The sequence below is a fragment of the Bradyrhizobium sp. AZCC 2230 genome (assembly GCF_036924495.1).
Lineage (GTDB): Bacteria > Pseudomonadota > Alphaproteobacteria > Rhizobiales > Xanthobacteraceae > Bradyrhizobium > Bradyrhizobium rifense.
In genome coordinates, this window is the sequence record NZ_JAZHRS010000001.1 from 7,688,869 (window position 1) to 7,713,646 (window position 24,778).

22 protein-coding genes are annotated in these 24,778 nt (G+C 64.9%); 11 read left to right on the forward strand and 11 right to left on the reverse strand.

Features of this window, described 5'->3' with window-relative positions; genetic code table 11:
- Positions 1–393: 393 nt before the first annotated feature.
- The 3 genes from V1280_RS36735 to V1280_RS36745 are packed head-to-tail and all read right to left on the reverse strand — an operon-like array spanning position 394 to position 4,061.
- The gene (locus V1280_RS36735; RefSeq protein WP_334535512.1) at positions 394–1,830 is read right to left on the reverse strand and encodes a c-type cytochrome; all 1,437 of its coding nucleotides are present in this window, start codon (positions 1,828–1,830) and stop codon (positions 394–396) included.
- A 2-nt stretch (positions 1,831–1,832) separates the two neighbouring features.
- Entirely contained in the window at positions 1,833–3,479 is a 1,647-nt protein-coding gene (locus V1280_RS36740; protein WP_334535513.1) for a GMC family oxidoreductase, read from the reverse strand.
- Between the two features lie 33 nt (positions 3,480–3,512).
- Positions 3,513–4,061 (reverse strand): sugar dehydrogenase complex small subunit, encoded by a 549-nt coding sequence (locus V1280_RS36745; protein ID WP_334535514.1) that lies wholly within the window; start codon positions 4,059–4,061, stop codon positions 3,513–3,515.
- Between the two features lie 359 nt (positions 4,062–4,420).
- On the opposite strand from V1280_RS36745, the gene V1280_RS36750 reads away from it, so the two are divergent.
- The 3 genes from V1280_RS36750 to V1280_RS36760 are packed head-to-tail and all read left to right on the forward strand — an operon-like array spanning position 4,421 to position 7,756.
- On the forward strand, positions 4,421–5,911 hold the full coding sequence (locus V1280_RS36750) for an amidohydrolase family protein (RefSeq protein ID WP_334535515.1): 1,491 nt from the start codon (positions 4,421–4,423) through the stop codon (positions 5,909–5,911).
- 3 nt (positions 5,912–5,914) lie between these two features.
- Positions 5,915–6,841, forward strand: coding sequence for a CobW family GTP-binding protein (locus V1280_RS36755; protein ID WP_334535516.1), 927 nt, complete (start codon positions 5,915–5,917; stop codon positions 6,839–6,841).
- A 45-nt stretch (positions 6,842–6,886) separates the two neighbouring features.
- Positions 6,887–7,756: an urea carboxylase-associated family protein gene (locus V1280_RS36760; protein WP_334535517.1), complete on the forward strand. Its 870-nt coding sequence runs from the start codon at positions 6,887–6,889 to the stop codon at positions 7,754–7,756.
- A 3-nt stretch (positions 7,757–7,759) separates the two neighbouring features.
- Here V1280_RS36760 and V1280_RS36765 read toward each other — a convergent pair whose 3' ends face one another.
- From V1280_RS36765 to V1280_RS36775, 3 genes are all read right to left on the reverse strand, one after another.
- A complete protein-coding gene (locus V1280_RS36765; protein ID WP_334535518.1) occupies positions 7,760–8,155 on the reverse strand; it encodes a GFA family protein in 396 nt (131 codons plus the stop codon).
- A 1-nt stretch (position 8,156) separates the two neighbouring features.
- Positions 8,157–8,525 (reverse strand): hypothetical protein, encoded by a 369-nt coding sequence (locus tag V1280_RS36770; protein ID WP_334535519.1) that lies wholly within the window; start codon positions 8,523–8,525, stop codon positions 8,157–8,159.
- 102 nt (positions 8,526–8,627) lie between these two features.
- A complete protein-coding gene (locus tag V1280_RS36775) occupies positions 8,628–9,005 on the reverse strand; it encodes a tautomerase family protein (RefSeq protein WP_334535520.1) in 378 nt (125 codons plus the stop codon).
- A 165-nt stretch (positions 9,006–9,170) separates the two neighbouring features.
- Here V1280_RS36775 and V1280_RS36780 point away from each other — a divergent pair, with 165 nt between their 5' ends.
- Positions 9,171–9,770, forward strand: coding sequence for a TetR/AcrR family transcriptional regulator (locus tag V1280_RS36780; protein ID WP_334535521.1), 600 nt, complete (start codon positions 9,171–9,173; stop codon positions 9,768–9,770).
- Between the two features lie 3 nt (positions 9,771–9,773).
- Here V1280_RS36780 and V1280_RS36785 read toward each other — a convergent pair whose 3' ends face one another.
- Entirely contained in the window at positions 9,774–10,181 is a 408-nt protein-coding gene (locus V1280_RS36785) for a hypothetical protein (RefSeq protein WP_334535522.1), read from the reverse strand.
- Positions 10,182–10,193: 12 nt separating this feature from the next.
- A complete protein-coding gene (locus V1280_RS36790) occupies positions 10,194–10,694 on the reverse strand; it encodes a hypothetical protein (RefSeq protein WP_334535523.1) in 501 nt (166 codons plus the stop codon).
- Between the two features lie 298 nt (positions 10,695–10,992).
- Here V1280_RS36790 and V1280_RS36795 point away from each other — a divergent pair, with 298 nt between their 5' ends.
- The 4 genes from V1280_RS36795 to V1280_RS36810 all read left to right on the forward strand — a co-directional run bounded on the left by V1280_RS36795 (position 10,993) and on the right by V1280_RS36810 (position 18,746).
- Positions 10,993–12,675 (forward strand): methyl-accepting chemotaxis protein, encoded by a 1,683-nt coding sequence (locus tag V1280_RS36795; RefSeq protein WP_334535524.1) that lies wholly within the window; start codon positions 10,993–10,995, stop codon positions 12,673–12,675.
- A 12-nt stretch (positions 12,676–12,687) separates the two neighbouring features.
- Entirely contained in the window at positions 12,688–13,371 is a 684-nt protein-coding gene (locus tag V1280_RS36800) for an aspartate/glutamate racemase family protein (RefSeq protein ID WP_334535525.1), read from the forward strand.
- 123 nt (positions 13,372–13,494) lie between these two features.
- On the forward strand, positions 13,495–16,800 hold the full coding sequence (locus V1280_RS36805) for an acetyl-CoA carboxylase family protein (protein WP_334535526.1): 3,306 nt from the start codon (positions 13,495–13,497) through the stop codon (positions 16,798–16,800).
- 95 nt (positions 16,801–16,895) lie between these two features.
- Positions 16,896–18,746, forward strand: coding sequence for a sigma-54-dependent Fis family transcriptional regulator (locus V1280_RS36810; protein WP_334535527.1), 1,851 nt, complete (start codon positions 16,896–16,898; stop codon positions 18,744–18,746).
- Between the two features lie 185 nt (positions 18,747–18,931).
- Here V1280_RS36810 and V1280_RS36815 read toward each other — a convergent pair whose 3' ends face one another.
- Together V1280_RS36815 and V1280_RS36820 are read right to left on the reverse strand one after the other, a co-directional pair.
- A complete protein-coding gene (locus V1280_RS36815; protein ID WP_334535528.1) occupies positions 18,932–19,486 on the reverse strand; it encodes a flavin reductase family protein in 555 nt (184 codons plus the stop codon).
- Positions 19,487–19,543: 57 nt separating this feature from the next.
- Entirely contained in the window at positions 19,544–20,641 is a 1,098-nt protein-coding gene (locus V1280_RS36820; RefSeq protein WP_334535529.1) for an LLM class flavin-dependent oxidoreductase, read from the reverse strand.
- 220 nt (positions 20,642–20,861) lie between these two features.
- Here V1280_RS36820 and V1280_RS36825 point away from each other — a divergent pair, with 220 nt between their 5' ends.
- The 3 genes from V1280_RS36825 (at position 20,862) to poxB (ending at position 24,241) form a co-directional block, all read left to right on the forward strand.
- A complete protein-coding gene (locus V1280_RS36825) occupies positions 20,862–21,776 on the forward strand; it encodes a 2-dehydro-3-deoxygalactonokinase (protein WP_334535530.1) in 915 nt (304 codons plus the stop codon).
- Between the two features lie 14 nt (positions 21,777–21,790).
- A complete protein-coding gene (locus tag V1280_RS36830) occupies positions 21,791–22,423 on the forward strand; it encodes a 2-dehydro-3-deoxy-6-phosphogalactonate aldolase (protein WP_334535531.1) in 633 nt (210 codons plus the stop codon).
- A gap of 81 nt (positions 22,424–22,504) precedes the next feature.
- On the forward strand, positions 22,505–24,241 hold the full coding sequence (poxB, locus tag V1280_RS36835) for a ubiquinone-dependent pyruvate dehydrogenase (protein WP_334535532.1): 1,737 nt from the start codon (positions 22,505–22,507) through the stop codon (positions 24,239–24,241).
- Between the two features lie 161 nt (positions 24,242–24,402).
- Here the strand turns inward: poxB and V1280_RS36840 are convergent, their stop codons facing one another.
- Positions 24,403–24,768 (reverse strand): hypothetical protein, encoded by a 366-nt coding sequence (locus V1280_RS36840; protein WP_187436821.1) that lies wholly within the window; start codon positions 24,766–24,768, stop codon positions 24,403–24,405.
- Positions 24,769–24,778: the final 10 nt, after the last annotated feature.

The following is a 24,778-nucleotide window of genomic DNA, read 5'->3' on the forward strand; positions in this document are numbered from 1 at the left end:
GTGTGGTCCTGGCCGTCGTCGCTACGGTCAAGCCTTTGCGAAGGCGTCACTTGCGTCAACCGGCGCGGTGGCGTGAATTTCGCGATCGCGACGGAGGCAAAAGGAATTCGTCTCCGGGGAGAGCGAGCATAAGCCGTCAGACCATCGCGCAGGGAAGGCCGAGTTTCGGTTGCCCCGTACGTCCCCTGTGCATTGCGTGTGCATCATTTTCGCATGGGGGCTTTATGGGTGCCAGCCGGCGACCGGTCTTCCCTGCGCCCTTTCCTGGGAGAGGGTGTGAACCGCAAAGCATAGCTCGGGCAAAACAAGCCGCGAGAGTACGAGCGCATGCGCACAATGTGCCTGCAAATTCGATCGAGCGACGCCGCTGCCTCGCAGCTCAGCGCAGAAAGCCTACGCCTTCTGAACCACAGCCTTACGCCTCCTGAAGATGAGAAAGGCAACGCCAAGAACGAGCAGGACCGCTCCGGCCGCAAGGCCCCCGCGGGCGAGCGGCAGCAGCGGGGAGGAAGGCCCGCCGCGCCTCGCCTCGGAAACTTGTTGTTCGGTGATTGTGGTATCGCCCGCTCCGTAATGGGTGAGCACGTAGGTCCCCAGCACGGCGATATCGCGGTTGCTGAGTTGGTTGGAATCGGTCGGATGGCCGCCGAAGCCAGGCATGAAGGCTTGTCTCCCCGATACCGTGCGGTCCACCCCATACAGGATGGCGGCAATCAGGTTCGCCGGGTTTTTCGCCCCTGTGGCGGAGTTGTGGAAAAGGCTCGGATAGTAGCCGTCCTTGCTGCCTTGCCCTTCGGCCGCATGGCAGGAGGCGCAATTGCCTTGAAAGAGCTGGGCTCCGGTGGGATTGGCGTCATTGTTGGAACTGATGGGGTTGCGTCCGCGCAGCACGCTGAGTTCAGAGAACATCCTGCCCGCGCTGAACCGGGAGCCGCTTGCCGCATCCTGGACGGGTGGTACGCTCTTCACATAGGTGGCGACGGCGTCGAGGTCCGCGGCCGACAGGTGCTGGAAGCTGTGTTCGACAGCCTCGCCCATGCTTCCCGCCGCCTGTGCCTTTCCGGGCAGGCGTCCGGTGCGCAAAAATGCCGCAAGCTCTTCCCTGGTCCAACTTCCGATTCCGGTCGCGGGATCCGAGGTGACGTTCGGCGCGTACCACGGTCCGACCTGGGCGCCCGCCAACGCGCGGCTCGCCTCCTCCTGCATCAGGAATCCGCGCGGTGTATGACAGGTGCCGCAATGCGCCGCGCCCTGTGCCAGATAGGCGCCGCGATTCCACTCCGCCGATTGTCGCGGATCCGGCGCATAGACGTTGCTGTCGAGGAACAGGAAATTCCAGACCATCATCGACAGGCGGATGTTCATCGGAAACGGCAGCGCGGTCACAGGTGCCCGCACGTCGACCGGCTGCACGCCCTTCGTGAAATAGGCGTAGAGCGCGCGCGCGTCGTCATCCGTGAACTTGGCGTAGGACGTATAGGGCATCGCGGGATAGAGCTGCGCCCCGTCGCGGCGGATCCCGCGGCGAAGCGCCCGGGCAAATTCATCTGCCGTGTATCGTCCGATCCCGAACTCTGCGGACGGAGTGATGTTCGTGGAATAGATGGTGCCGAGCGGCGTGCCGATCGGTAGCCCGCCGGCAAAGGGCTTGCCGCCCGGAGCGGTGTGGCAGGCGGCACAATCGGCGGCAATGGCCAGATACGCGCCGCGCTCGATCGTGGCCTTGTCGGCGGGCGGATCAATTTGCTCCGCCGCAGATGAAGCACCTGCCATGAGAGAGCCGGCGAAAAGGATGAGAAGCGCACAGATGCGATGACCGGCGCGGGACATGATCAGCCATGCCTCAGTTGATCGACGATCGCGTCGGCTGCCTTCAGCGCCAGCGCCGCCATGGTGAGCGTGCTGTTCGACGCCGTTCCGCTGGGCATCGCGCCGCCGCCGGGCAAAAACAGGTTGTGGTGGTCATGCGCGCGACAGTCGGCATCAACCACCGATGTCGTGGGATCGGCCCCCATGATGCAGCCGCCCATGATGTGGTCGCTGTTGAGAAACTCGGGCGACAGCTTGAAACTGGTCGCGCCGAGCCCGTCCGCCAGCCTTTGCAGCAGCGGAACGGTGTAGTCTTTGGCGCTTCGGCGCACATAGTCGCTGACATCATAGTAGATGTTCGGCTTGTTGATGCCGAGCCAGTCCTTCTTGTCCGACAGCGTCAATCGGTTGTCCGGCCAGGGCAGCGGTTCGTGCTCGACGGTCAGCCTCGCGGTGCAGGCGGAAAGTCGTCGAATCTCGGTATCCAGAGCCTTGCCGACGAGTCCTTTTTTCAGAGCGGCCGCCGCTCCGAGCGGGCTGCGGGCGAAGTTCTCCATGCGCAGCAGCGCGCCGGCATGGCTGCTGCGGAATTCTCCCTGCGTCGTGTTCATGATGCTGCTGCTTTGAACCGGCCCCACGCCGGTCCAAAGCGGCTCCGCAAGCTCCAGATCGGCGATCAGCTTGGGCTGATCCATCATGTTGCGCCCGACCTGGTCGGAGCTGTTCGCGACACCATTGGGATTGCGATCGTCTTTCGAAAACAGCAGGAGCTTTGGCGTCTCGATGCCGTTGCAGGCGATCACGAAGACCTTGGCGGTGATCCTGTGAGTGCCCTTGTCGGGATCGAAATAGTGAACGGCTTCGACCGCCTTCTTGTCGCCTGTCTCGATTCGATAGACGACGGCGTTGGCAAGAATCCTGCCGCCTTTGGCCTCGATTTTCGGCAACGCAGTCGCTGCGTCGTATTTGGCAGCGATCGGGCAGACGGGAAAGCAGTTGTTGTTGCCGCAACACGCTGGGCGTCCGTTATAGGCAACGCCGCTGTTGCGCGCCTGTGGTGCGGGGATGTTCATCAACCCCATACTGGCTGCGACTTCAGTGAGACGATGCTCACCGGGACCGAACGGAGTAGGCCCCATCGGATAGGGCCTGGAGCGCTTTACGTTCGGCGGCCATTGCATGGCGGGATCGGTGGGGCCGCATACGCCAAGCGCATATTCGGCGCGCGCATAATAGGGTTCGATGATGTCGTGAGCGAATGGCCAGTCCCGGCCGACGCCGTAGAGGCTCTTCAGGCGCATGTCCTCGGGCGTCAACCGCCAGCAGATGCCTGCCCAGTGCCAGGTCGCACCGCCGGCATAGCGCACATAGCCTTGAAGGTAGGCGCGGGCGTTCGGTCCTTCCAATTGCAGATATTGCTCCGCCTCCTTGGGCGTCCGCGTTTCAAGATGTGGTGCCCATGGTTTTGGAGGGTAGGGCGCGTCCCAGTGAAACAGCCGCATGCCCGGCGGAAGGTTTCGGTAATTCTCGACAATGCGCCAGCGATCGACACGAGGGCCCGCCTCGAGCATCAGCACGGACAAGCCGGCATCGAGCGCTTGTTCTGCGATCAGACACCCGACGACACCCGTTCCCACCACCACGACATCTGCGCTATCGGTACTTGCCATATGGGGCCCCCCATCTGCGCCAGGATGCGGTCGTCAAAATTCCGGCATGCGGTCCAATGGCGGGGCGTCCGAGGTCCACCCATTTGGACCCGAGATCGCATAGGACGGAATGGTCATGACGTCCTTCGTCGGCCCATACATGAGCGCATACTCAAGGGCGAACACTTCAGCATCGGGGGCATCGCTGACGACGCCAAGGTACCAGGCCGAAATGATCGCAAGCGCGGTCTCCTTGAGCGGCCCCTGCGGCACGTCGGGGAAAAAGTCCTCGACAATCCGCGCGTTCTTGTTCTTTGCAATGGCGAGGAGCCCGGCCATTTGCTCCGACAGCGAAGGATTCAATGTGCTCATCGCGGCGCCGATGCGCCTGCCGACCTGCTCGTCGAGGCGATGCTGAACCAGCAGCGACGAGATTTCCATGAACTGGGCCTCGGACTGCTGCGACCACGAAGCCGCCGCGGCGACGGGCGGCAGCATCGGGAGAGCCGCAAAACCGCCGGCCAGGGACAACCCGCCCAGCAGAAGCTCGCGGCGCGCGAGACTGAAAGCTGTGGGGCAGTCATCACGATAACGGTCGGGCATGGGCTGCTCCGTTGTTCCGAACCCATCATAACCCAACGGCGCCAGGTGCCGTATTGAACAATGCAGATGCCGTGTTGGATAAACGTGCATACTGACAATAATACGACGTCGAGGCCACTCCGCCGTGACGCATGGGTCGCTGTGATTGCAGCATCGACCGGTCATTGCAGGGTCAGGCTGAACAGGTCCCGAGCGTTCGACCGCAGCAATACGCATGATGCGTCGGCATCGATGGAGGTGGTCCCGGGCGGGAAAATCTGCCTCTATGGCAATAGATACGGCCCATGCGCGGTCGACGTGCCTCCGAAGCTGCTGCCGGGCCTTTGGAGGCTCTGGCATCAGCTTTTCGGAGTGACGATATGAGCGGTTTGGTGATCTCTGGCGGCCGGGTGGTGGATCCGGCGAGCGGAATGGACGCCATTGGCGACGTGGCGGTGATGGACGGCAAGATCGCCGCCGTCGGCTCCTCGCTCGGCGGCGCCGAGCGGGTGATCGATGCGACCGGGCTCGTGGTCGCGCCCGGCTTTATCGATTTGCACGCCCATGGCCAGTCGATCCCCGCCGACCGCATGCAGGCGTTTGACGGCGTGACGACGACGCTCGATCTCGAGGCCGGCGTGCTGCCGGTCGGCTCCTGGTACGAGCGCCAGGCGAGGCGAGGCCGGGTGCTGAACTACGGCGCTGCCACCAACTGGGCCTTTGCGCGCATCGGCGCGATGACGGGCTCCAATGCGGAAAGCTCGCTGGAAGCGTTCGGCAATGCGATGCGCGACCGCCGCTGGATGGACAACGTTGCGACCGATGCAGAGGTGGCGGGAATCCTCGACCGCCTTGGACGCGGCCTGAACGAGGGCGGCATCGGCATCGGCATCTTGAACGCCTATGCCCCGGGCGCCGGTGTGCAGGAGCTGACCGCGGTGTGCCAGCTCGCGGCCAAGCAGGACGTGCCGACCTTCACCCACGTCGCCTACATGTCGCGCATCGACCCTGAGAGCGCGGCGGAGGCCTATATCCGCCTGATCGGCTATGCCGGTGCCACCGGCGCGCACATGCACATCTGCCATTTCAATTCGTCGAGCAAGACCGACATCGAGCGCTGTCGCGTTCTGGTCGAGAAGGCGCAGGCGCAGGGCCTGCCGATCACGGTCGAAGCCTACCCCTACGGCACCGGCTCGACCGTGCTCGCGGCGGCCTTCTTCAGCGATCCCCAATTCGTCGAGCGCAACGGCACCGGCTATGATTCCGTGCAGCGCGTGACCGACGGCTATCGCTTCCACGACCGCGAGGAGCTGCTCAAGGCCCAGGCCGAGGAGCCGTCCTCGCTGGTGCTCTGGCACATCCTCGACACCGAGAACAATGCGCATCACCGCGATCTCCTCGACATGTCGGTGCTCTATCCCGGCGGCGCGATCGCATCCGACGCAATGCCGTGGACGACGTCGGACGGCAAGACCTACACCGGCGATGCCTGGCCGCTGCCGGATGACGCCACTTCGCATCCGCGCTCGGCCGGCTGCTTCACAAAATTCATCCGCGAATGGGTGCGCGAACGCAGAGCCGTCTCGCTGCTCGAAGGCATGCGCAAATGCGCGCTGATCCCCGCAGAGATCCTGTCGCAGAGCACGCCAGCGATGCGCGCCAAGGGCAGGCTTACGAAGGACGCCGATGCCGACATCGTGGTGTTCGACTACGAGAAGCTGTCGGATCGCGCGACCTTCACCGCGATGAACCGTCCGTCCGAAGGCGTCCGTCATCTCGTCGTCAGCGGCCAACCGCTGATCACTGACGGCGTGCTTGACGTCGCGGCGCGGCCCGGCCGTCCCGTGCGCCGCCCCGTCGTCGGGAGCTGACCGATGCCGGTCCCCGTTCTCCTGGTGACGGGCTTTTTGGGGGCGGGCAAGACCACGGTCGTCAACCATCTGCTGGCAAATGCGGACGGACGGCGGATCGCCGCAATTGTCAATGATTTCGGCGCGATCAACATCGATGCGGAGCTGATCGCGGGCGCGAGCGACGGCGTGGTGAGCCTTGCCAATGGCTGCATCTGCTGCTCGCTCGAAGGCGATCTGTTGCGCACGCTCTCGACCTTGCTACGGCGTGACCCGAAGCCGGAATACATCGTGATCGAAACCAGCGGCGTCGCCGATCCCGCCGACATCGTCCGCAATTTGATGGATCCGGTGATCCTGCGCGAGGCACCGCTGGAGACGGTGCTTTGCGTGATGGACGCGGCGACACCGGCGTCGGCCCTGGATGACGCGCTGATGCGTTCGCAGCTGCGCGTCGCCGACATCGTGGCGCTTAGCAAGCTGGATCTGGCGGACGAGGGGGCGGGAGGGCGAATGCGCGAAGCCATTCGCGCGCAGCGTGTGCCCGCCGTGGTGGTCGATGCGAGGCATGGCGCCATTCCGTCCGCGCTGCTGTTTCCTGCGAGCGATCGCGCACCGGCACCGCGCGAGCCGGGGCCGAAACGGCCGGCAGAAGAGCGCTTCGAGACGCTGAGCTGGACCTCGGACCAGCCGCTCTCGCTGCCGCGCCTGCAGCAGGCGATCGGCAAGCTGGCGCCGAAGCTTGCGCGCGCAAAAGGCCTGTTCGAAACGATCGAACAGCCGGGGCGCCAGATGGTGTTTCAGTTCGCCGGCGGCCGCGCGACGCTGGCGCCGGGTGATGCGCCGACACCGGGCGTGCCACGGGCGCGCATCGTCTTCATCGCTGAGCTTGGGGTGCTATCGAAAGCCGAGCTCGACGGAATTATGGAGGGGTGCGTTGCGAGTGGATGAGATGAGGCGATAGGATGGATCGCAGTCACAGGGAATGAGCCTGACATGTCATCCAAAATCCCACCCTCACCCACTGATGCCGCCTCACGCCGCGCCGCCAAACCGGCCATCGTCTACCCGGCCGGCACAATGCCCAGGCCCGACCTGGCCGCGCTCGAGCAAGCCCGCCGCACGATGGTCAAGACGCACGAGCTCATCGTGCCGCCCCGCGACGCCAGACCATTTCGCGTGGCGCGCGGCCAGTTCTTCCGCATCGTCGGCATCGAAGGTCCGCAGGTTGGCGATCTCAATCTCTGGAATGCAGACGATCTCTCCGAGCGTTTTTTCAGCGGCAAGACGCGGGCGATCCATGGCACGCATGTCGGCGTCGGCGACCGGCTCTGGAGCAATATGCCCTATCTTCGGCCGATGGCGACCATCAGTCACGACACGCTCGGCTGGTACGGTTTCGACGCGGACGGCGCCGGAATTCACGACGTCATCGGCACGCGCTGCGATCCCTACACTAATCTGATGCTGAACGGCGGCAGCTATGATTTCTGCTGCCATTCCAATCTGTCCCGCGCGCTTGCCACTGAGCTGAAGATGGAGCCACGCGCGGTCGAGCATCACGTCCACGACGTGCTCAATGTCTTCATGTGCACCGGCTTCACCAAAGACACACACCAATATTTCATGAAGGCAAGCCCCGTCCGTCCCGGCGACTTCATCGAGTTCTTCGCAGAGATCGATCTGCTCGGAGCGCTGTCGGCCTGTCCCGGTGGAGACTGTAGCGCAACCCATTCCAGCGATGCTGCGGCATGCCACCCGCTCAAGATCGAAATCTTCGAACCGGAACGAGCGACGCTGACGGGTTGGACCTGGCCGACGCCGAGTGCGTATCACCGTCACCACGGCGTGCATGCAGGAAGCTGAGCCTCAATCCTCCACCGGCAGCCCATCCCTGTGCACATACCACTCCGCGCGTGACGTCCACTGGACGTGACGGTCGGGTGTAGCGCCGAGCGGCCCGTCGAACGCGCCGGCATGGATGATCGCCTCGCGCCCGCTGCGTGTCAGATGCGGCATCGGGCTGCCGCAGATTTTGCAGAACGCGGTGGCAAAGCTACGCGCATTGGGCAGATCGAAGCGCGTGACGGATGCTTCGCCGCGTAGCCAACGCAGCGCGCTCGCTTTGACGATCACCTCGCAAGCATGTGCGGTCCCGGTCGCCTTACGGCAGCGCGAGCAATGGCAGTTGAGGAAACGATCGAACGGACCCTCGACCTCGAAGGCGACCTCGCCACACAAACAGCTTCCACGGAATGCAGCCATCTCACTCCCCCTCCGGCTCGGCCGGCTTCTCGGCTTCTTCCGCATGGACCGGGGGAACGCCTTGCGAGCCGCGCAGCCGGATCATGGTGTCGATCACGTCGACGTCGACCTTCAGCATGTCGAGATCGCGCGTCATCTCGCGCACCTCCTGACCCTTGCGCGCCAGCTCCTCGGAGACATCAACCGCCATCTTGCGCTCGGTCACATTGCCCGGCGTGTTGACGAAAAGCTTTGCGCGCATCCATTCCAGCCGCGCCCGCTGGGTGTCGCGCTCGAACTTCTTCTCCGCGTAGCGGCGCCGCGCCTCCGCATAGGCGCCGACCAGCGCGGTCTCCGGCAGGCTCCACAATTGCTCGACCGACATGGTCATGCGGTTCAGGTCCCGGGTTCGGCTCGGCGGAGGTTCACTCCGCAGCCTATCAGACCCTTCCCGCCGGCAATTCTCAAGAGGGCGTCGGCAGGTCCCGCAAACTCACGCGAATTGCGCGAGGCCGTGGCCGACGGACCAGTTTTCCGCCGGGGCGTCGAGCACATTCACGAACACGTCCGCCGGCTGGATCCCGGGATTGTCGCAGAGCAGCTCCGCGATCCGCCGATACAGCGCCTTCTTCTGCTCAGGGGTGCGTGAGGCGAACACGGTGATCTGGATCAGCACGGCATCGTCGCTTCGCTTGACGCCGTAGGCGTTGCCGCAGCGGAAATTTGCGGGCTCATGCTCGCTGATGGTCATGAACTCGTCGCCCTCGGGCACGTTGAGCGCCTCGCGCATGGCCCGGTAGAGGCCGTCGAGGATAGCGTTTCGATAAGCTTCCGGCTTGCCGGCGCGCATCGAGATATGAAGCAGAGGCATCGCGTGTCCCTTTGCGAGCGGGCGCGACCGCCAAGGCGCATCATCCGCACCGGCGGTTCGGCTCATTGACGAAACGGGCTATCAATCCCAGCTAGTTTTTGACACGATGTCCAGAAAGCACGTTTTTGACATCGTGTCAAATACACCGCTGACAAGGAGCATGATGTGAGGCCGCGCGAATTCGATCACGACGACGTCCTGCGCATCGCATTCGACCAGTTCTGGCGCAAGGGCGTGCGCGGCACCTCGCTGTCGGACATCGCCCGCGATGCCGGCGTTCAGCGCGGCAGTCTCTACAATGCCTTCGGCAGCAAGGAGGCGCTGTTCCTCCTGGCCTATGAGCGCTACGCCGGCGACTATCTCGCCGCCCTGCAGAAGGCGCTCGGCGCGGGCTCATTGCGTAAACGCCTCACCGCGTTCTTCGACCTGACCATCACCAACTTCCGTTCCGGCTCGCCGCCGCGCGGCTGTCCGACGACGCGGGGGCTGATGGAGCTCGGCGCCGCCAAAGGCGAGGGGCTCGACGAAGACGCGCGGAGAGCTTTTGCGAACCTGGTGTCGCGCATCACCGCGCTGGTTGAGGAGACATTGTCGGCAGGGGCCGAGCGCGGCGAGTTCAGCGGCAATCCGGCGGCCGCAGCGCTGCACATTATCGCGGTGACGCGCGGTCTTGCCGTGCTTGAACGCGCCTTCGGTGACGAGCCCCAGCTGCGCAAGATCGCCGCCCACGCTATCGACCTCGTGCTCGGCAAGGGCGTTCGCTAGGCCTCAGCAGAACGCAAGCGCGTTGACGGCCTGCGTGGCCGCGCTCTCCTGCTCGATCCCGACGAGCCGGCCGACGGCGGACTTGAGTTCGCCTGGCTCCCTGCGACGCGCGACGGCCAGGAGCCGCATCAATTCCGCCTCGTCCTTTGACAGCCGCCGGCAAGACGGCGGCATGAAGCACAGATTGCAGGGGCGTCCGCTGCGCAAGATTCTGACCAGCGCGGCAACGCGGGCGACCAGCAACGGACTGTCGGCAATGCCGGGCGCCTCGTCGGCGAAGCGATACGCGGCCTCCCAGCAATCGGACGCGCCGGTCGCATAGGCGGCCCCAATGAACCGGAACAGCGAGAGCGCCGTGCGGCAAAAATCATCGCAGCCTTCGACGCTCGAGCAGCGCGCATCCTGGGTCATGACACGATCTCGTCAGTGCAATGTGGGGCTTCCGACGAACCAGCTCTTCATCGCCATCGTCTGCGCAACGCCGGGAGTCCTGATGTGTCGATCCGGCAGGATGAGACCGGCTACGCGGAAGATCGTCGCAAGTCCCCTGATAGGCGCGATCGCCCAATCCGCGCCGACCGGAGGCAGCCAGCTCTCGAATTGCTCGCGCGCGATATCGATGCGCTCCTGTTGCGCCGCTGCGATCGCGTGCAAAATCCCGTGCTCGCTCTCCGACATCTTCGGGCAAGTGGGGCAATGAACTTCGATGGCCGTATGCGCGGTGCAAGCAAAGATCTCGATGATCGAGTCCAGCGACGGTACGGCGTCGCCGACGCGAAAATGGTCGTAGACCTGCTGGATGTCGGCCGCCGTCGGAACGGCGGTCCCGCTTCGCGCCTTCGCGCGAAATCCCCAGATGAAGAGCCGCTCCGCCGCGCTCAGCGCCGGGAGATCGAGCGTCCTAGTGTCTGTCGATTGATACATGGCGCCTCTGCAAATGGCTATGCTTTGCGCCGATCGTTCTGCAGGGGCACGTGCAAGTCAACGCCGGCAAGGCCGATATCGAGGTCTTCTAGAAACGCGCAAGCATTGGACGCTCGGTCTTTGGAGCCATTCCAATGCAGTCGCAAAATGTCGACGAATTCCAAAGTGCGCTTGGGACGAACCAGCCCTGGCAGCTTCCGGGCACCTTTTGCGGAGTTCGGGAACCCGAATGCTTAAGGCTTTGCTAAGACGATCAGGATAAAATGGCATATCAGCCCCGCCAATTTTGTGAGCACCGATGATTTTCTCCCGCATCAGTTTCAAGCTGGTCCTCATTGTCGGCATCAGCCTCCTCGGCATGATCGCGCTGGCGCCGATCGCGCTCTCGACATTGCGCAGCCAGATGGTCGCGGACCGCCAGGCCAAGATTTTGCAGATGGTCGACGTCGTCTACGGCATTCTGACGCACCAGCAGAAGCTCGAGAGCGAGGGCAAACTCACGCGCGAGCAGGCGCAGGCGGCTGCGATCGCAGAGATCAAAAGCCTGCGTTACGACAAGGTGGAGTATTTCTGGCTCAACGACATGGCCGCGAAGATGATCATGCATCCGATCAAGCCCGAGCTTGACGGCAAGGATCTCTCCGACATGAAGGACCCCACGGGCAACCGCCTGTTCTCGGGCTTCGTTGACGTCGTCAAAACGCAGGGCGCGGGCTTTTATAGCTATCTCTGGCCGAAGCCCGGCTTCGACCAGCCCGTTGCCAAGATTTCCTATGTGAAGGGCTTTGCGCCCTGGGGCTGGATCGTCGGCACCGGAATCTATCTCGACGATGTCGACGCCGTCTTCCGCCAGGACGCGATGACGTTCGGCCTGGTGTGCCTTGTGGTGTTCGTGCTCGTGCTCGGCTGCTCCTTCGTGATCGGCCGCAGCGTGACCAGGCCGCTCGCGAAAATCACCGGCCTGACCGAGCGTCTCGCCGCAGGCGACAGCGCCTTCGAAGTGCCCTACACCAACCTCAGCAACGAGGTCGGTGGGCTCGCCAAGGCGCTCGCCGTGTTCAAGGACAATGCATCGGCCGTGGGCCGGATGCACGCCGAGCAGCAGGAATCGAAGCAGCGTGCCGACGACGAGAAGCGCAAGACCATGACCGATCTCGCCGGTAAGTTCGAGGCGAGCGTCCAGGCCGTCGTCCGCGACGTCTTCAACGAGGCGCGCGCCATGCAGCAGGCAGCAAAGGGCATGTCGGAGACCGCGAACAAGGCGACCGATCGCGCGAGCTTCGTCGCCACGGCCTGCCAGCAGGCCTCGAGCAATGTGCAGACGGTGGCCTCCGCCGCCGGCCAGCTGTCGTCCTCGATCACCGAGATCAGCCAGCGCGTCGCGCAGGCAGCTGCCGTGGCCGACAAGGCCGCCGCCGATGGCCAGCGCACCAACGACACCGTGCAGGGGCTGGCCGCCGCTGCCCACAAGATCGGCGAGGTCATCGACCTCATCAACCAGATCGCCTCGCAGACCAACCTGCTCGCGCTCAACGCCACCATCGAAGCGGCGCGCGCAGGCGAAGCCGGCCGGGGTTTTGCCGTGGTCGCGAGCGAGGTGAAATCGCTGGCGAGCCAGACCGCGAAGGCGACCGACGAGATCGGCGCACAGATCACCGCGATACAGGCCGAAACCAACCAGGTCGTCGGCAACATCGACAACATTCGCAAGACCATCATGGAGGTCAACGAGATCTCCTCGTCGATCGCGGCTGCGGTCGAAGAGCAGGGCGCCGCGACGCAGGCCATTGCGCACAGCGTGCAGGAAGCAGCCTCCGGCACCGACCAGGTCTCGCAAAACATCTCCGGCGTCACCGATGCGACGGCGGAGACCGGCCAGGCCGCGGGCCTCGTACTGCAGTCGAGCGGACGCCTGACCGAGAAGCTGCAATCGCTGGAGAACGAGGTCAGCACTTTCGTTGCAGGCGTGCGGGCGGCCTAGTATAGCAGCGGGATGGGTCAAAACTCCGATCGCCGCGCGCGTATCCTGCTGATCAATCCGAACAGTCTTGAGGCGACCACCGCAATGATGGTCGCGATTGCGGCGTCTGTCGCCAGCGATGGCTTCGACATCGTCGGTGTCACGGCGACGCGCGCGCCCGCGATGATCGTGACACCCGACGCGCTCGACACTGCCGCGCCCGAGGTCGAAGAGATCGCGCTCGCACATCGGAGCCCCTGCGACGGCATCATCGTCTCGGCGTTCGGCGATCCCGGCCTCGCGGGGATCAAGTCGGCGACGAGGCTGCCCGCGGTCGGCATCGGCGAGTCCTCGATGCTGGAAGCCGCTGAAGGCGGCCGCCGCTTCGGCGTCGCGACGACGACACCGCTGCTGAAGGCGAGGATCGACGCGCTACCGGTCGCGTTGGGATTGCGATCCCGCTACACCGGTACCCGCTTCGCCGACGGCGAACCGCAAGAGTTGGTGCGCGATCCCGGGCGGCTGCGTGCTGCGCTCGCCGGCGCCGTCGAGGCCTGCATCGCGCAGGACGGTGCCGAGGCTATCATCATCGGTGGCGGTCCGCTCGGCGAAGCCGCGCGCGAACTGCAACCGATGTTCACCGTGCCCGTCATCGCGCCGATCCCGTCTGCCGTGATGCGGATTATTCGCCTCATCGAAGCGCGACCGGCCGACTGATATTCCGGCCCGCGGGAGCTACCCCGGCGACCGCTTCCTCTCCCTTGACGACTGCGGTTAAAGTGAAGAAGCAGGATCATCGAACCTGCCGACCGCGCCCGACGCGGGCATGGAGACCGCTATATGTCGTTCAAAAAGCTCCTGATCGCCAACCGCGGCGAGATCGCCATCCGCATCGCGCGCGCGGCGGCCGACGCCGGTCTTGCCACGGTTGCGATCCACCCCGCGGATGACGCGCTGTCGCTGCATGTTCGCGTGGCGGATGCGGCGGTCGAAATCCCCGGCCGCGGCGCGCGGGCCTATCTCGACATTGCGGCCGTGGTGAAGGCGGCGAAGGCTGCCTCCTGCGATGCCGTGCATCCCGGCTATGGCTTTCTCAGCGAGAACGCGGCGTTTGCAAAAGCCTGCGCCGATGCGGGCATCGCCTTCGTCGGGCCAAAGCCGGCCGCGCTGGAACTGTTCGGCGACAAGGTGGCGGCGCGGCAACTCGCAAAGCGCTGCGGCGTGCCGATCATTGCCGGCACCAGCGGCCCATCGTCGCTCGACGAGATCTCGGCGTTCTTCTCCTCGCTCGGCAGCAACGCCGCGATCGTGATCAAGGCGATGGCCGGCGGCGGTGGCCGCGGCATGCGTGTTGTCGAGGACGCATCCGATCTCGCGGAAGCCTATGCGCGCTGCCAGTCCGAAGCCAAGGCGGCGTTCGGCTTCGATGGCGTCTATGCCGAGCGGTTGATCCGGCAAGCGCGCCACATCGAGGTCCAGATCATCGGTGACCGTCATGGCGCGATCTCGCATCTCTGGGAGCGCGAATGCACCATCCAGCGCCGGCATCAGAAGCTGATTGAGGTCGCGCCGAGCCCGTCGTTGAGTGAGACCTTGCGCGGCCGCATCATCGAGGCGGCCAAGCAGCTCGCGACAGCCGCGTCTTACGACAATCTTGGCACCTTCGAGTTCCTGGTCGACGGCACGGCCGAGGACAGCTTTGCCTTCATCGAAGCCAATCCGCGGCTTCAGGTCGAGCATACCGTGACGGAGGCGGTGCTCGGCCTCGACCTCGTGCGCGCCCAGCTTGCGATTGCCGCAGGCAGCACATTGGCCTCGCTCGGACTGGCGCAGGGTTCGATCCCGAAGGCCCGCGGCTATGCGATGCAGCTCCGCGTCAACATGGAGACGCTGGACGAAACTGGCGCGACGCATCCGACCGGCGGCGTGCTCGCGGTGTTCGAGCCGCCCTCTGGGCCAGGCGTCCGCGTCGATAGCTTTGGCTATGCCGGTTACAAGACCAGTGCCGCGTTCGACTCGCTACTTGCAAAAGTCATCGTGCATACGCCGGGCGAAGCTTGGCACGACGTCGTGGCGAAAGCCTCGCGCGCCTTGCGCGAATTCCGGATCGACGGCGTCGTCACCAATATGGCCTTCCTCCAGGCGGTGCTGGCGCACCCGGATTTCCGGACCAATCGCATCGCGACCGACTTCATCGATCGCAACATCGCAAAGCTGGTCGAGGCGGCCGATGGCGCGGCCAAGCCGCTCTATTTTGCCGCAGCCGAGCGAGTTGGTGCGCACGCCGCCGAGGCACACGTCGCGCAGATCGTGCCAGAGGGGGCGGTGATGGTCGCTGCGCCCCTGCAGGGCACCATCGTCGCCATTCAGGTGAAGGAAGGTGAGGTCGTGCGTCCCGGCCAGCAGCTTGCCGTGATCGAGTCCATGAAGATGGAGCACCTCGTGATGGCCGAGCAGGGCGGCCGTGTCATGAAGCTTGCGGCCGGCGACGGCGTCACGCTGATGCATGGCGAGCCGATCCTTTATCTCGAGCCGCTCGACGTCGCCGCCGATGCGTCGGCTGTCGAAACTGATGTCGATCTCGACCATATCCGCCCCGATCTCGCCGAGCTGATCGCGCGCCAGGCCAACACGCTCGATGCGAACCGCCCGGCCTCGGTCGAGCGCCGCCGCAACACCAATCAGCGCACCGCGCGCGAGAACGTCGCGCAGCTCGTCGACGACGGCTCGTTCATGGAATATGGCAGCCTCGCCATTGCCGCCCAGCGGCGCCGGCGCAAGCTCGACGATCTCATCAAGAACACGCCGGCCGACGGCCTCGTGATGGGCGTGGCCACCGTCAACGCCGAAAAGTTTGGCGGTGAGGCGGCGCGCTGCATCGTGGTTGCCTATGACTACACCGTGCTCGCGGGCACGCAGGGCCACATGAACCACAAGAAGATCGACCGCATGCTGACGCTGGCGGAAGACTGGCGCGTGCCGCTGGTGTTTTATGCCGAAGGTGGCGGCGGCCGGCCGGGCGACACCGACCGGCTCGGCATGACCGGCCTCGACGGCCCGTCCTTCGTCCAGTTCGCAAGACTCTCCGGTCTCGTGCCGGTGATCGGCGTGGTCTCGGGCTATTGCTTCGCCGGGAATGCCGCGATGCTCGGCTGCTGCGACGTCATCATCGCCACCAAGAACGCCTCGATCGGCATGGGCGGACCGGCGATGATCGAGGGCGGCGGGCTCGGCGTTTATCACCCGGCCGAGGTTGGTCCGGTCTCGTTCCAGTCGCCGAACGGCGTCATCGACATCGTGGTCGAGGATGAGGAAGAGGCGACATCCGTCGCGCAGAAATACCTGTCTTACTTCCAGGGCGCGGTGACGGATTGGCAGGCCGCCGACCAGCGCCTGCTTCGCCGAGCCATCCCCGAGAACCGTCTCCGCGTCTACGACATCCGCAGCGTGATCGATCTCGTCGCCGACAAGGATTCCGTGCTGGAGCTGCGCCGCGACTACGGCGTCGGCATGGTCACCGCCCTGATCCGCATCGAAGGAAAGCCGTTTGGCCTGATCGCCAACAATCCGCGCCATCTCGGCGGCGCCATCGATGCGGATGCCGGCGACAAGGCCGCGCGCTTCCTCCAACTCTGCGACGCCTTCGACCTGCCGATCGTCTCGCTGTGCGACACGCCCGGCTTCATGGTTGGCCCGGAAGCGGAAAAGACCGCGATCGTGCGCCACGTCTCGCGTATGTTCGTCACCGGCGCGAGCCTCACCGTGCCGCTGTTCGGCATTGTGCTGCGCAAGGGCTATGGCCTCGGCGCGCAGTCGATGATCGGCGGCGGCTTCCACGCCTCCTTCTTTACGGCGGCCTGGCCAACCGGTGAGTTCGGCGGCATGGGCCTGGAGGGCTATGTCCGCCTCGGCTTCCGCAAGGAGATGGAGGCGATCGCCGATCCCGAAGAGCGCGAGACCTACTACCGCAACAAGGTCGCCGAGCTCTACGCCAACGGCAAGGCGGTCTCGATCGCCTCGGTGTTCGAGATCGACAATGTGATCGACCCCGCCGAGACGCGGCGCTGGATCATGGCGGGGCTCCGTTCGGTGCCGAAGCCGCCAGTGCGGACGGAGAAGAAGCGGCCGTGTATCGACACGTGGTGAGCGCAGTGCAGCAATAGCTGCGTCCCGGTTCCCGATTGACATCCCCGCCTGTGGTGCCAGACTTTGCACAATAATACAGGGTGGAGACGTCCGCGATGGCCAGCCTTTCGGCCTCGAACCATGTCGCCCGTGTCTTGTCCGTCGCCAATCACGTGGCCGACGTCGATGCGGAGTCGCGGATCGCGACCTCCTGGCGGCGCTGCCTGATCAGCCACAAGCTCGATCCCGCCCGCCAGGGCCCGCCGCAGACGCTCAGCGAAGCCGAAGTCCGTCACGTCGCCGAGCCGATGGAAGAGACCATCCGGCTGCTCACGCCCGAGCTCGACGATCTCGCCCGCGTGCTGCGCGACGCCGGCTATTGCGTCAATCTGGCTGACGCGAACGCGACCATGCTGTTCAGCCGTCTTCCCGGCGAAGCCGACGCGCGGATGTTCATGGATTGGAAGATCTATACCGGCTCGAACTTCGCCGAGACGTTTGAGGGCACCAACGGGCTCGGCACCGCACTTGCGGAGCAGAAGCCGATCCTGGTGCATCGCGACGAGCATTTTCGCGCGCAATGGCACATGTTCTCCTGCGCGGTGGCGCCCCTGTTCGATCAGGCCGGGCGCCTCGCCGGCGCCGTCAACATCACCTCCTGCCGCGAAGATCTCGAACGCGCCGCGCATCAGCTTGCGCTCGCGGTGACGATGGAGGCGACGCGGCGCATGGAGGGCGCGATCTTCCGCGATCATTTCCGCAACGCCTGGATCGCGACCGTGCCGGGCGATGGCGGCAGCGGCCTGCTCGCCTATGACGACGATCGCCGCATCGTCGGCGCCTGCCGCTCGGCGCGCGCCTTGCTGGGCCTGACCGACGGCCTGATCGCATCCGGCATCGATCTGTCGCGCTACGTCAAGATCGACCATTCGCGCCATGCAGATGAGATCGTCGAGCTGCGCCGCGCCGATGGCCGGCCGCTGGGCCAGGGCCATGTCGCGTCGCCGCAGCGTGCAAAGTCCTCGACGTTGCGTCGTGACGCGCCCGTCGATCGGTTTGATGCGTTGCATCGGCTGGCAGGCAATGATCCCGGCCTCGTCAAGAGCGTGAAGCGGCTCAGAAGCATCGGCGATCACAATCTGCCGGTGCTGCTGCATGGCGAAACCGGTGTCGGCAAGGATGTGTTCGCGCGCGCTATTCATGCGGCGAGCAACCGTGCCCGTAACAACTACGTCGCGCTGAACTGCGCGGCGATGCCGGAGAGCCTGATCGATGCGGAGCTGTTCGGCTACGAGGCCGGCGCCTTCACCGGCGCACGGCGCGACGGCTCGAAGGGCCTGATCGTGCAGGCCGACGGCGGCACGCTGTTTCTGGACGAGATCGGCGACATGCCGATCGCGCTGCAGACGCGGCTCTTGCGCGTGCTGGAGAACCGTGAGGTCTGGCCGCTCGGTGCGCTGAAGCCCGTGCCGGTGGATATCCGATTGATCAGCGCCACCCATCGCGATCTCGGCCGCATGGCCGAGGAGGGCGCCTTCCGCGCCGACCTCTATTTCCGTCTGCGCGGCATGGAGGTGCGGCTGCCGGCCTTGCGTGAGCGCACCGACCGGGATGACATCATCCGCCAGATCGCGCGCGAGGAGGCGCCGAACTGCCGGCTGTCGGACGAGGCGTGGACGCTGCTCTCGGCCTATCCCTACCCCGGCAACATGCGCCAGCTCCGCCATGTGCTGCGGCTTGCCGGCTGCACGGCGGAGGATGGTGTGATCACCGATGCCGATCTCGACCTGCCGCCGTTTGGCGGAAGGGCGACGCAGACCGATCTCGAAGCGGCCGAACGCGCGACGATCATCGAGGCGCTGCGCAAGAACGGTGGCCGCGTCACGGAAGCGGCCCGCGCGCTAAAGCTCAGTCGCGCGACGCTCTATCGCAAAATCAAGCAGCTGAAGATCGAGACTGCGCAGTAGTGCTCTTTCTTCCCTCTCCCCTTGCGGGAGAGGGTGGCTCGCCGCGAAGCGGCGAGACGGGTGAGGGGTATCTCTCCGCATCCACTCTGCTTATCGTGTGCGCGGACAGATACCCCTCATCCGGCGCTTCGCGCCACCTTCTCCCACAAGGGGAGAAGGGAAGAGCAGCGAGTTCGGCGCGCTCCTTACGAAAAATCGCTCCAGCTCAGATGCCGGGAATCGAGGTCGCCGACTGTCACGGTGCCGCGGATTTCATGAGGGACGTGGAAGCTGCTGCGCAGATACACGAGCGGCGCGGCTCCGTCGGAGTGCGACACGTAGCGCACCTCGCCGACGAAGATCGAATGCGTCTTGGTCTCGAATTCCTGTGCCAGCACGCAATCGAACGCTGCGACCGCATCGCTCAGTACGGGTGCCCCGGTCACACCGCGCGTCCATTGCCCGAACGAAAAGCGGTCGTCACCATTGACGCCCTTCTGGCCGCTGAAGGTCAGCGCCAGCAGCGCGTGGTCCTCGTGCAGGAAATTGATCGCGAAGGCACCTTCCTCGCGGATGCGGGCATGCGCGCTGGCGTTGCGGTTGACACAGACGATCAGCGACGGCGGATTGTCCGACAGCGAGCAGGCCGACGTTACCGTGAGGCCGGTGCGCTTGCCGTGTTCGGCGCCGACCGTGACCAGCGCGACCGCGCCGGCGCATTGGCGCATCGCCTGCTTGAAATCCTTTGCGTCGACGCTCACGCCAAAATCTCCGAAATGAATGCGGGTGCGGCAGGTTCGCGCCGCACCCGCATTCGGTCAAGCTGCCTTCTTCGCGGAGCCGAGATGCTTCAGGCGGGGCATCACCTCGTTCTTGAGCAGCGAGAGCGAGTGGTGCCAGGCCTCGGCCTTGTGCTTGTAGTCGAAGCCGAACACCAGCAGGACGCCGAAGCCGCCGACCTCGTCGTAGATATTCTCGATCTTCTCGGCGACGGTCGCGGGCGAGCCGACGATCCAGTTCCGCTTGGCGCAATATTCGACGGTGACGTCGGTATCGGGCACGTCGGGCGTGTGTTTGAGATAGTCCTTGAAGCCGAAATGGCCGAGCAGCGGCAGGAAATACTCGCCCATCATCCGGCCCATCATGTCGCCGGTCGAGAGCTTCCAGGCCTCTTCGTCGGTGTCGGCAACGAACACCTCACGCACCAGCCGCCAGTCCGCGCGGTTCGGCTTGCGCCCGGTCTTGGCGGCGCCGATCTCGACCGAGTCCCAATGGCTGCCGACATAGGCCGGATTGAGGTTGAGGCTCATCGGGATGAAGCCGCGCTCGCCGGCGAGCTTGAGCGTGTCCGAGTTCTTCGAGAGACCCGCGACGCCGATTGGCGGATGCGGCGCCTGCAACGGCTTGATGTGCGGTTTGAGGAAGTCGAACATGGTGTCCGGCTTGGTCACCGTCCAGAACTTGCCCTTGTAGGTGAAGGGCGCGGGATCGGACCAGAGTTTCAGGATGATCTCCAGCGCCTCGCGGGTCATGTCGCGGTTCTGCCCGCTCATGCCGTCGACGTTGAACATCGCCCAGTCGCTCGGCAGCCCTGAGGCCGCCACGCCGAAATTGAGCCGGCCCTCCGAGAGATGGTCCAGCATCGCGACGCGGTTGGCGAGCTCGGCCGGGTGGTGATAGGGCAGCAGGAAGCCGCCCGGCCCGATGCGGATATTCTTGGTCTGCATCAGCGCCTGCGCGATCAAAAGATCCGGCGTGGGATTGGGTTCCCAGGGTGCCGTGTGGTGTTCGCCGACCCAGGCCTCCTGATAGCCGAGCTCGTCGAGCCAGCGCATGACCTTCAGGTCCCAGTCGTTCCCTTCCTTCAGCCCGCACTCCGGCGGATGCGAAGGCATCGTGAAATAGCCGATCTCCATGGGTTTCCTCATCTGATGTTGACGCGTCTTGCTTGCGCGTTCGCTGACGTGAACAGGAACAGCTTCAGCAAGCGGTGTGCCAGCGCGCCCCGCGCCCCAGACCCGCGAGAAAACGCTGGTTTGAGGCCGCAATAGCCGATATCCCGGAGCGGATTTGCCAAGCGTCCGTCTCATTGTCGCGAGACGGCGTCTTGACCGTGAGACGAGGATACGATTCGAAATGACCGAACCCGCTTTTGTCGCGGTGGACTGGGGCACCAGCAGCTTCCGGCTCTGGCTGGTCGATCGCACAGGCCACGTGCTGGCCGAGCGCCGCAGCGATGAGGGCATGATGGCCGCGGCCAGGGCCGGCTTTCCCGGCGTGCTGCAATCGCACCTTGCCGCGGTTGCAGCGCCCGCTCATCTGCCTGTTCTCGTCTGCGGCATGGCCGGCGCCAAGACTGGCTGGGTCGAGGCCGGCTATGTCGACACGCCGGCGCCACTGTCGGCCGTCCTGAAGCAGGCCGCGCGGGTGCCGGGCGAGGCGCGCGACATCCGCATCCTGCCGGGCATCGCGCAGCGCGACACAAAAGCGCCGGACGTGATGCGCGGCGAGGAGACGCAATTGCTCGGCGCCCTCGGCCTCGATCCTGCTGGTGAAGCGCTGGTTTGCATGCCCGGCACCCATTCGAAATGGGTGCGGGTGAAGGACGGCACGGTCGCGCATTTTTCGACCTTCATGACCGGCGAGCTCTTCAGCGTCGTGTCGCGCGAGACGATCTTGTCGCTCGCGGTCGCCGGTGCCGATGAGGCCGAGGATGTCACGAGCTTCAAATCGGCCGTGAAAGCCGCCTACGAAGCGCCGGCCTTCACGGCCAATCTCCTGTTCACCGCAAGGTCGCGTCAGCTGCTGTTCGGCAGCACGCCGGCGGCGGCCCGCGAGACATTGTCAGGCACGTTGATCGGCGCCGAGCTCGCCGCAGGCCTCTCTGGCACTGTGCCGAAAGCCGGCATCACACTGATCGCGTCGGGGCGGCTGGCGGCTCTGTACCGGCAGGCCTTCGACGCGCTGAAGGTCGACGTGAACCCGACCGATGCCGATGACGCGGTGCGCCGCGGCCTGTCGATGGCCGCTGCGGCGATCTGGACGAAGTAAAAAGGATTCTTGAGATGAGCGTTCCCTTTCCGGCGATGAAGCGGCCCCTGGTCGCAATCCTGCGCGGCGTCAAGCCCGAGGAGACCGAGGCCATCGTCGGCGTGCTGATCGAGGCCGGCATGACCGCAATCGAGATCCCCCTGAACTCGCCGGATCCGTTCCGCTCGATCGGGCTTGCTGTGAAGCAGGCACCGGCCGGCGTCTTGATCGGCGCGGGCACCGTGCTGACCACGGCGGATGTCGATCGCCTCAACGACGTCGGCGGCACGCTGATGGTCTCGCCGAATGTGGATACGCAGGTGCTCGCGCGTGCACATCAGTACGCCATGATCACGCTGCCCGGCGTGTTCTCGCCGACCGAGGCGCTGCTTGCGGCGCGCTCCGGCGCATCCGGCTTAAAGTTCTTTCCGGCGAGCGTGCTCGGCGCGTCCGGCATCGCCGCGATCCGCGCCGTGCTGCCGGCCGGGGTGATGATCGCCGCGGTCGGCGGCGTCTCCGACCAGAACTTTGCGGAGTACATCAAGGGCGGCGTGACGGCGTTCGGGCTCGGTTCCAGCCTCTACAAGCCCGGCATGACCGCGGCCGATGTTGCGGCCCGCGCGAAGGCGACAATCGCGGCCTATGATCGGGCGGTTGTGAAAGACTGATCCGGCAATAAACAAGCCGTGATCCCGTCACAGCGGCTTTGTATCCTATCTTGCTGCACCCGGTGAGATCAGGAGACCGACATGGCGATCAACAACATAGCCGATCTGTTCGTGGCAACGCTCGAACAGGCCGGCGTCAAGCGCATTTATGGCATTGTCGGCGACAGCCTGAACGCGATCACGGAGTCGCTGCGCCGTCGCGGCGCCATCGAATGGGTGCACGTCCGTCACGAGGAGGTCGCGGCCTTCGCCGCCGCCGGCGAAGCCGAGATGACGGGCAGCCTCGCGGTCTGCGCCGGGTCCTGCGGGCCGGGCAATCTGCATCTGATCAACGGCCTGTTCGATGCGCATCGCAGCCGCGTTCCGGTGCTGGCGATCGCGGCGCAGATCCCGTCGGCCGAGATCGGCGGCGGCTATTTCCAGGAGACGCATCCGCAGAATCTTTTCCGCGAATGCAGCCACTACTGCGAACTCGTTTCTGATCCGAGCCAGCTTCCCTTCGTGCTCGAGAACGCGATCCGCGCGGCCGTGGGCCTGCGCGGCGTTGCCGTCGTCGCGATGCCCGGCGACGTCGCCTTCCGCTCGCCGCCGAAGCGCGCGTTGTCGACGCCACGCGGGCTTGCGCTCGCAGCACCAAAAATCGTGCCGCAGGCCGACGAGCTGAAGGCGCTCGCCGATCTCCTCAACGGCGCCGAGCGTATCACCCTGTTTTGCGGCCGTGGCTGTGCCGGCGCGCATGCACCGCTGATGCAACTCGCCGAAGCCCTGAAGAGCCCGATCGTGCATGCGCTCGGCGGCAAGGAGCATGTTGAATACGACAATCCCTACGACGTCGGCATGACCGGTTTCATCGGTTTTTCCTCGGGCTACGCAGCCATGCACGCCTGCGACGCACTGGTGATGCTCGGCACGGATTTTCCCTACAAGCAGTTCTTCCCGACCGATGCGAAGGTCGCGCAGATCGACATTCGTCCGGAAAATCTCGGCCGGCGCTGCAAGATCGATCTCGGCCTCGTCGGCGACGTCAAGCTGACGATCGAGGCGCTGCTGCCGCTGCTCAGGACCAAGACGCAGCGCAAGCATCTCGACGACGCCGTCGCGCATTACAAGAAGGCGCGTGAGGGCCTCGACTCGCTCGCCAAGGGCACGCCCGGAGCTAAGCCGATCCATCCGCAATATCTCGCAAAAGTCATCAGCGATCACGCTTCTGACGACGCCGTCTTCACCGCCGATGTCGGCACGCCCACGGTGTGGGCTGCGCGCTATCTCAATATGAACGGCCGCCGCCGGTTGATCGGCTCCTTCGTGCACGGCTCGATGGCCAACGCCATGCCGCAGGCGATCGGCGTGCAGGCCTCGCAGCCCGGCCGCCAGGTGATCTCGCTGTCGGGCGACGGTGGCTTCACCATGCTGATGGGCGATCTCATCACGCTGACGCAGATGAAGCTGCCAGTGAAGATCGTCGTCTTCAACAACGGCGTGCTCGGCTTCGTCGCGCTGGAGATGAAGGCGGCAGGCTTCGTCGACACCAATGTCGATCTGGAGAATCCCGACTTCGCCGCGATGGCGCGCGCGATGGGTATCTTCGCCAAGCGCGTCGAGGACCCCGGCGAGCTCCCGGGTGCGATGAAGGACATGCTGGCCCATAATGGCCCGGCGCTGCTCGACGTCGTCACCGCCAAGCAGGAGTTGTCGATGCCGCCGACCATCACGGCCGAACAGGTCAAGGGCTTCAGCCTCTGGGTATTGCGCGCGGTGATGAGTGGCCGTGGCGACGAGGTCATCGACCTCGCGAAGACCAATCTGCTATCGCGTTGATTGGGCTGAGGCGTGATTCACCTCTCCCGAAGGGAGAGGTCGGATCGCATTGAAAATGCGATCCGGGTGAGGGGTTACACTCTCGCTGTATGTTACGGCCCCTCACCCGGATTGCTGCGCAATCCGACCTCTCCCCGTCGGGGAGAGGTGGACAACCCCCATCAGCCGCGCTTCGCTGACGGCACGGGCAACCGCTCATGGCGGCGCTGGAAGCGCTGCCAGTGCAGGACGATGCCGATGATCGCCGCCGGCACGAAGCCGAGCACGATCAGGAAGTGCGGCAATTCCTTCGGCGAGATGAAGGCGATGGCGATGTCCGAGATCAGCCAGAGTGCTGCGAACATCACCGCGAAATCCGTTCGCGGGCAGCGCAGATAGTAGAACACGGCGGTGATGACCACGGCGGGCCCGATCGCGATGGCGATCATGACTGCCGTCAGCTCTTTCGGCGTCAGCGCGTCGAGCACCATCGACGCCAACAGCCAGATGGCGGCAAACATGGCGATGATGTCGATCGGATGCCGCAACCCAATACCT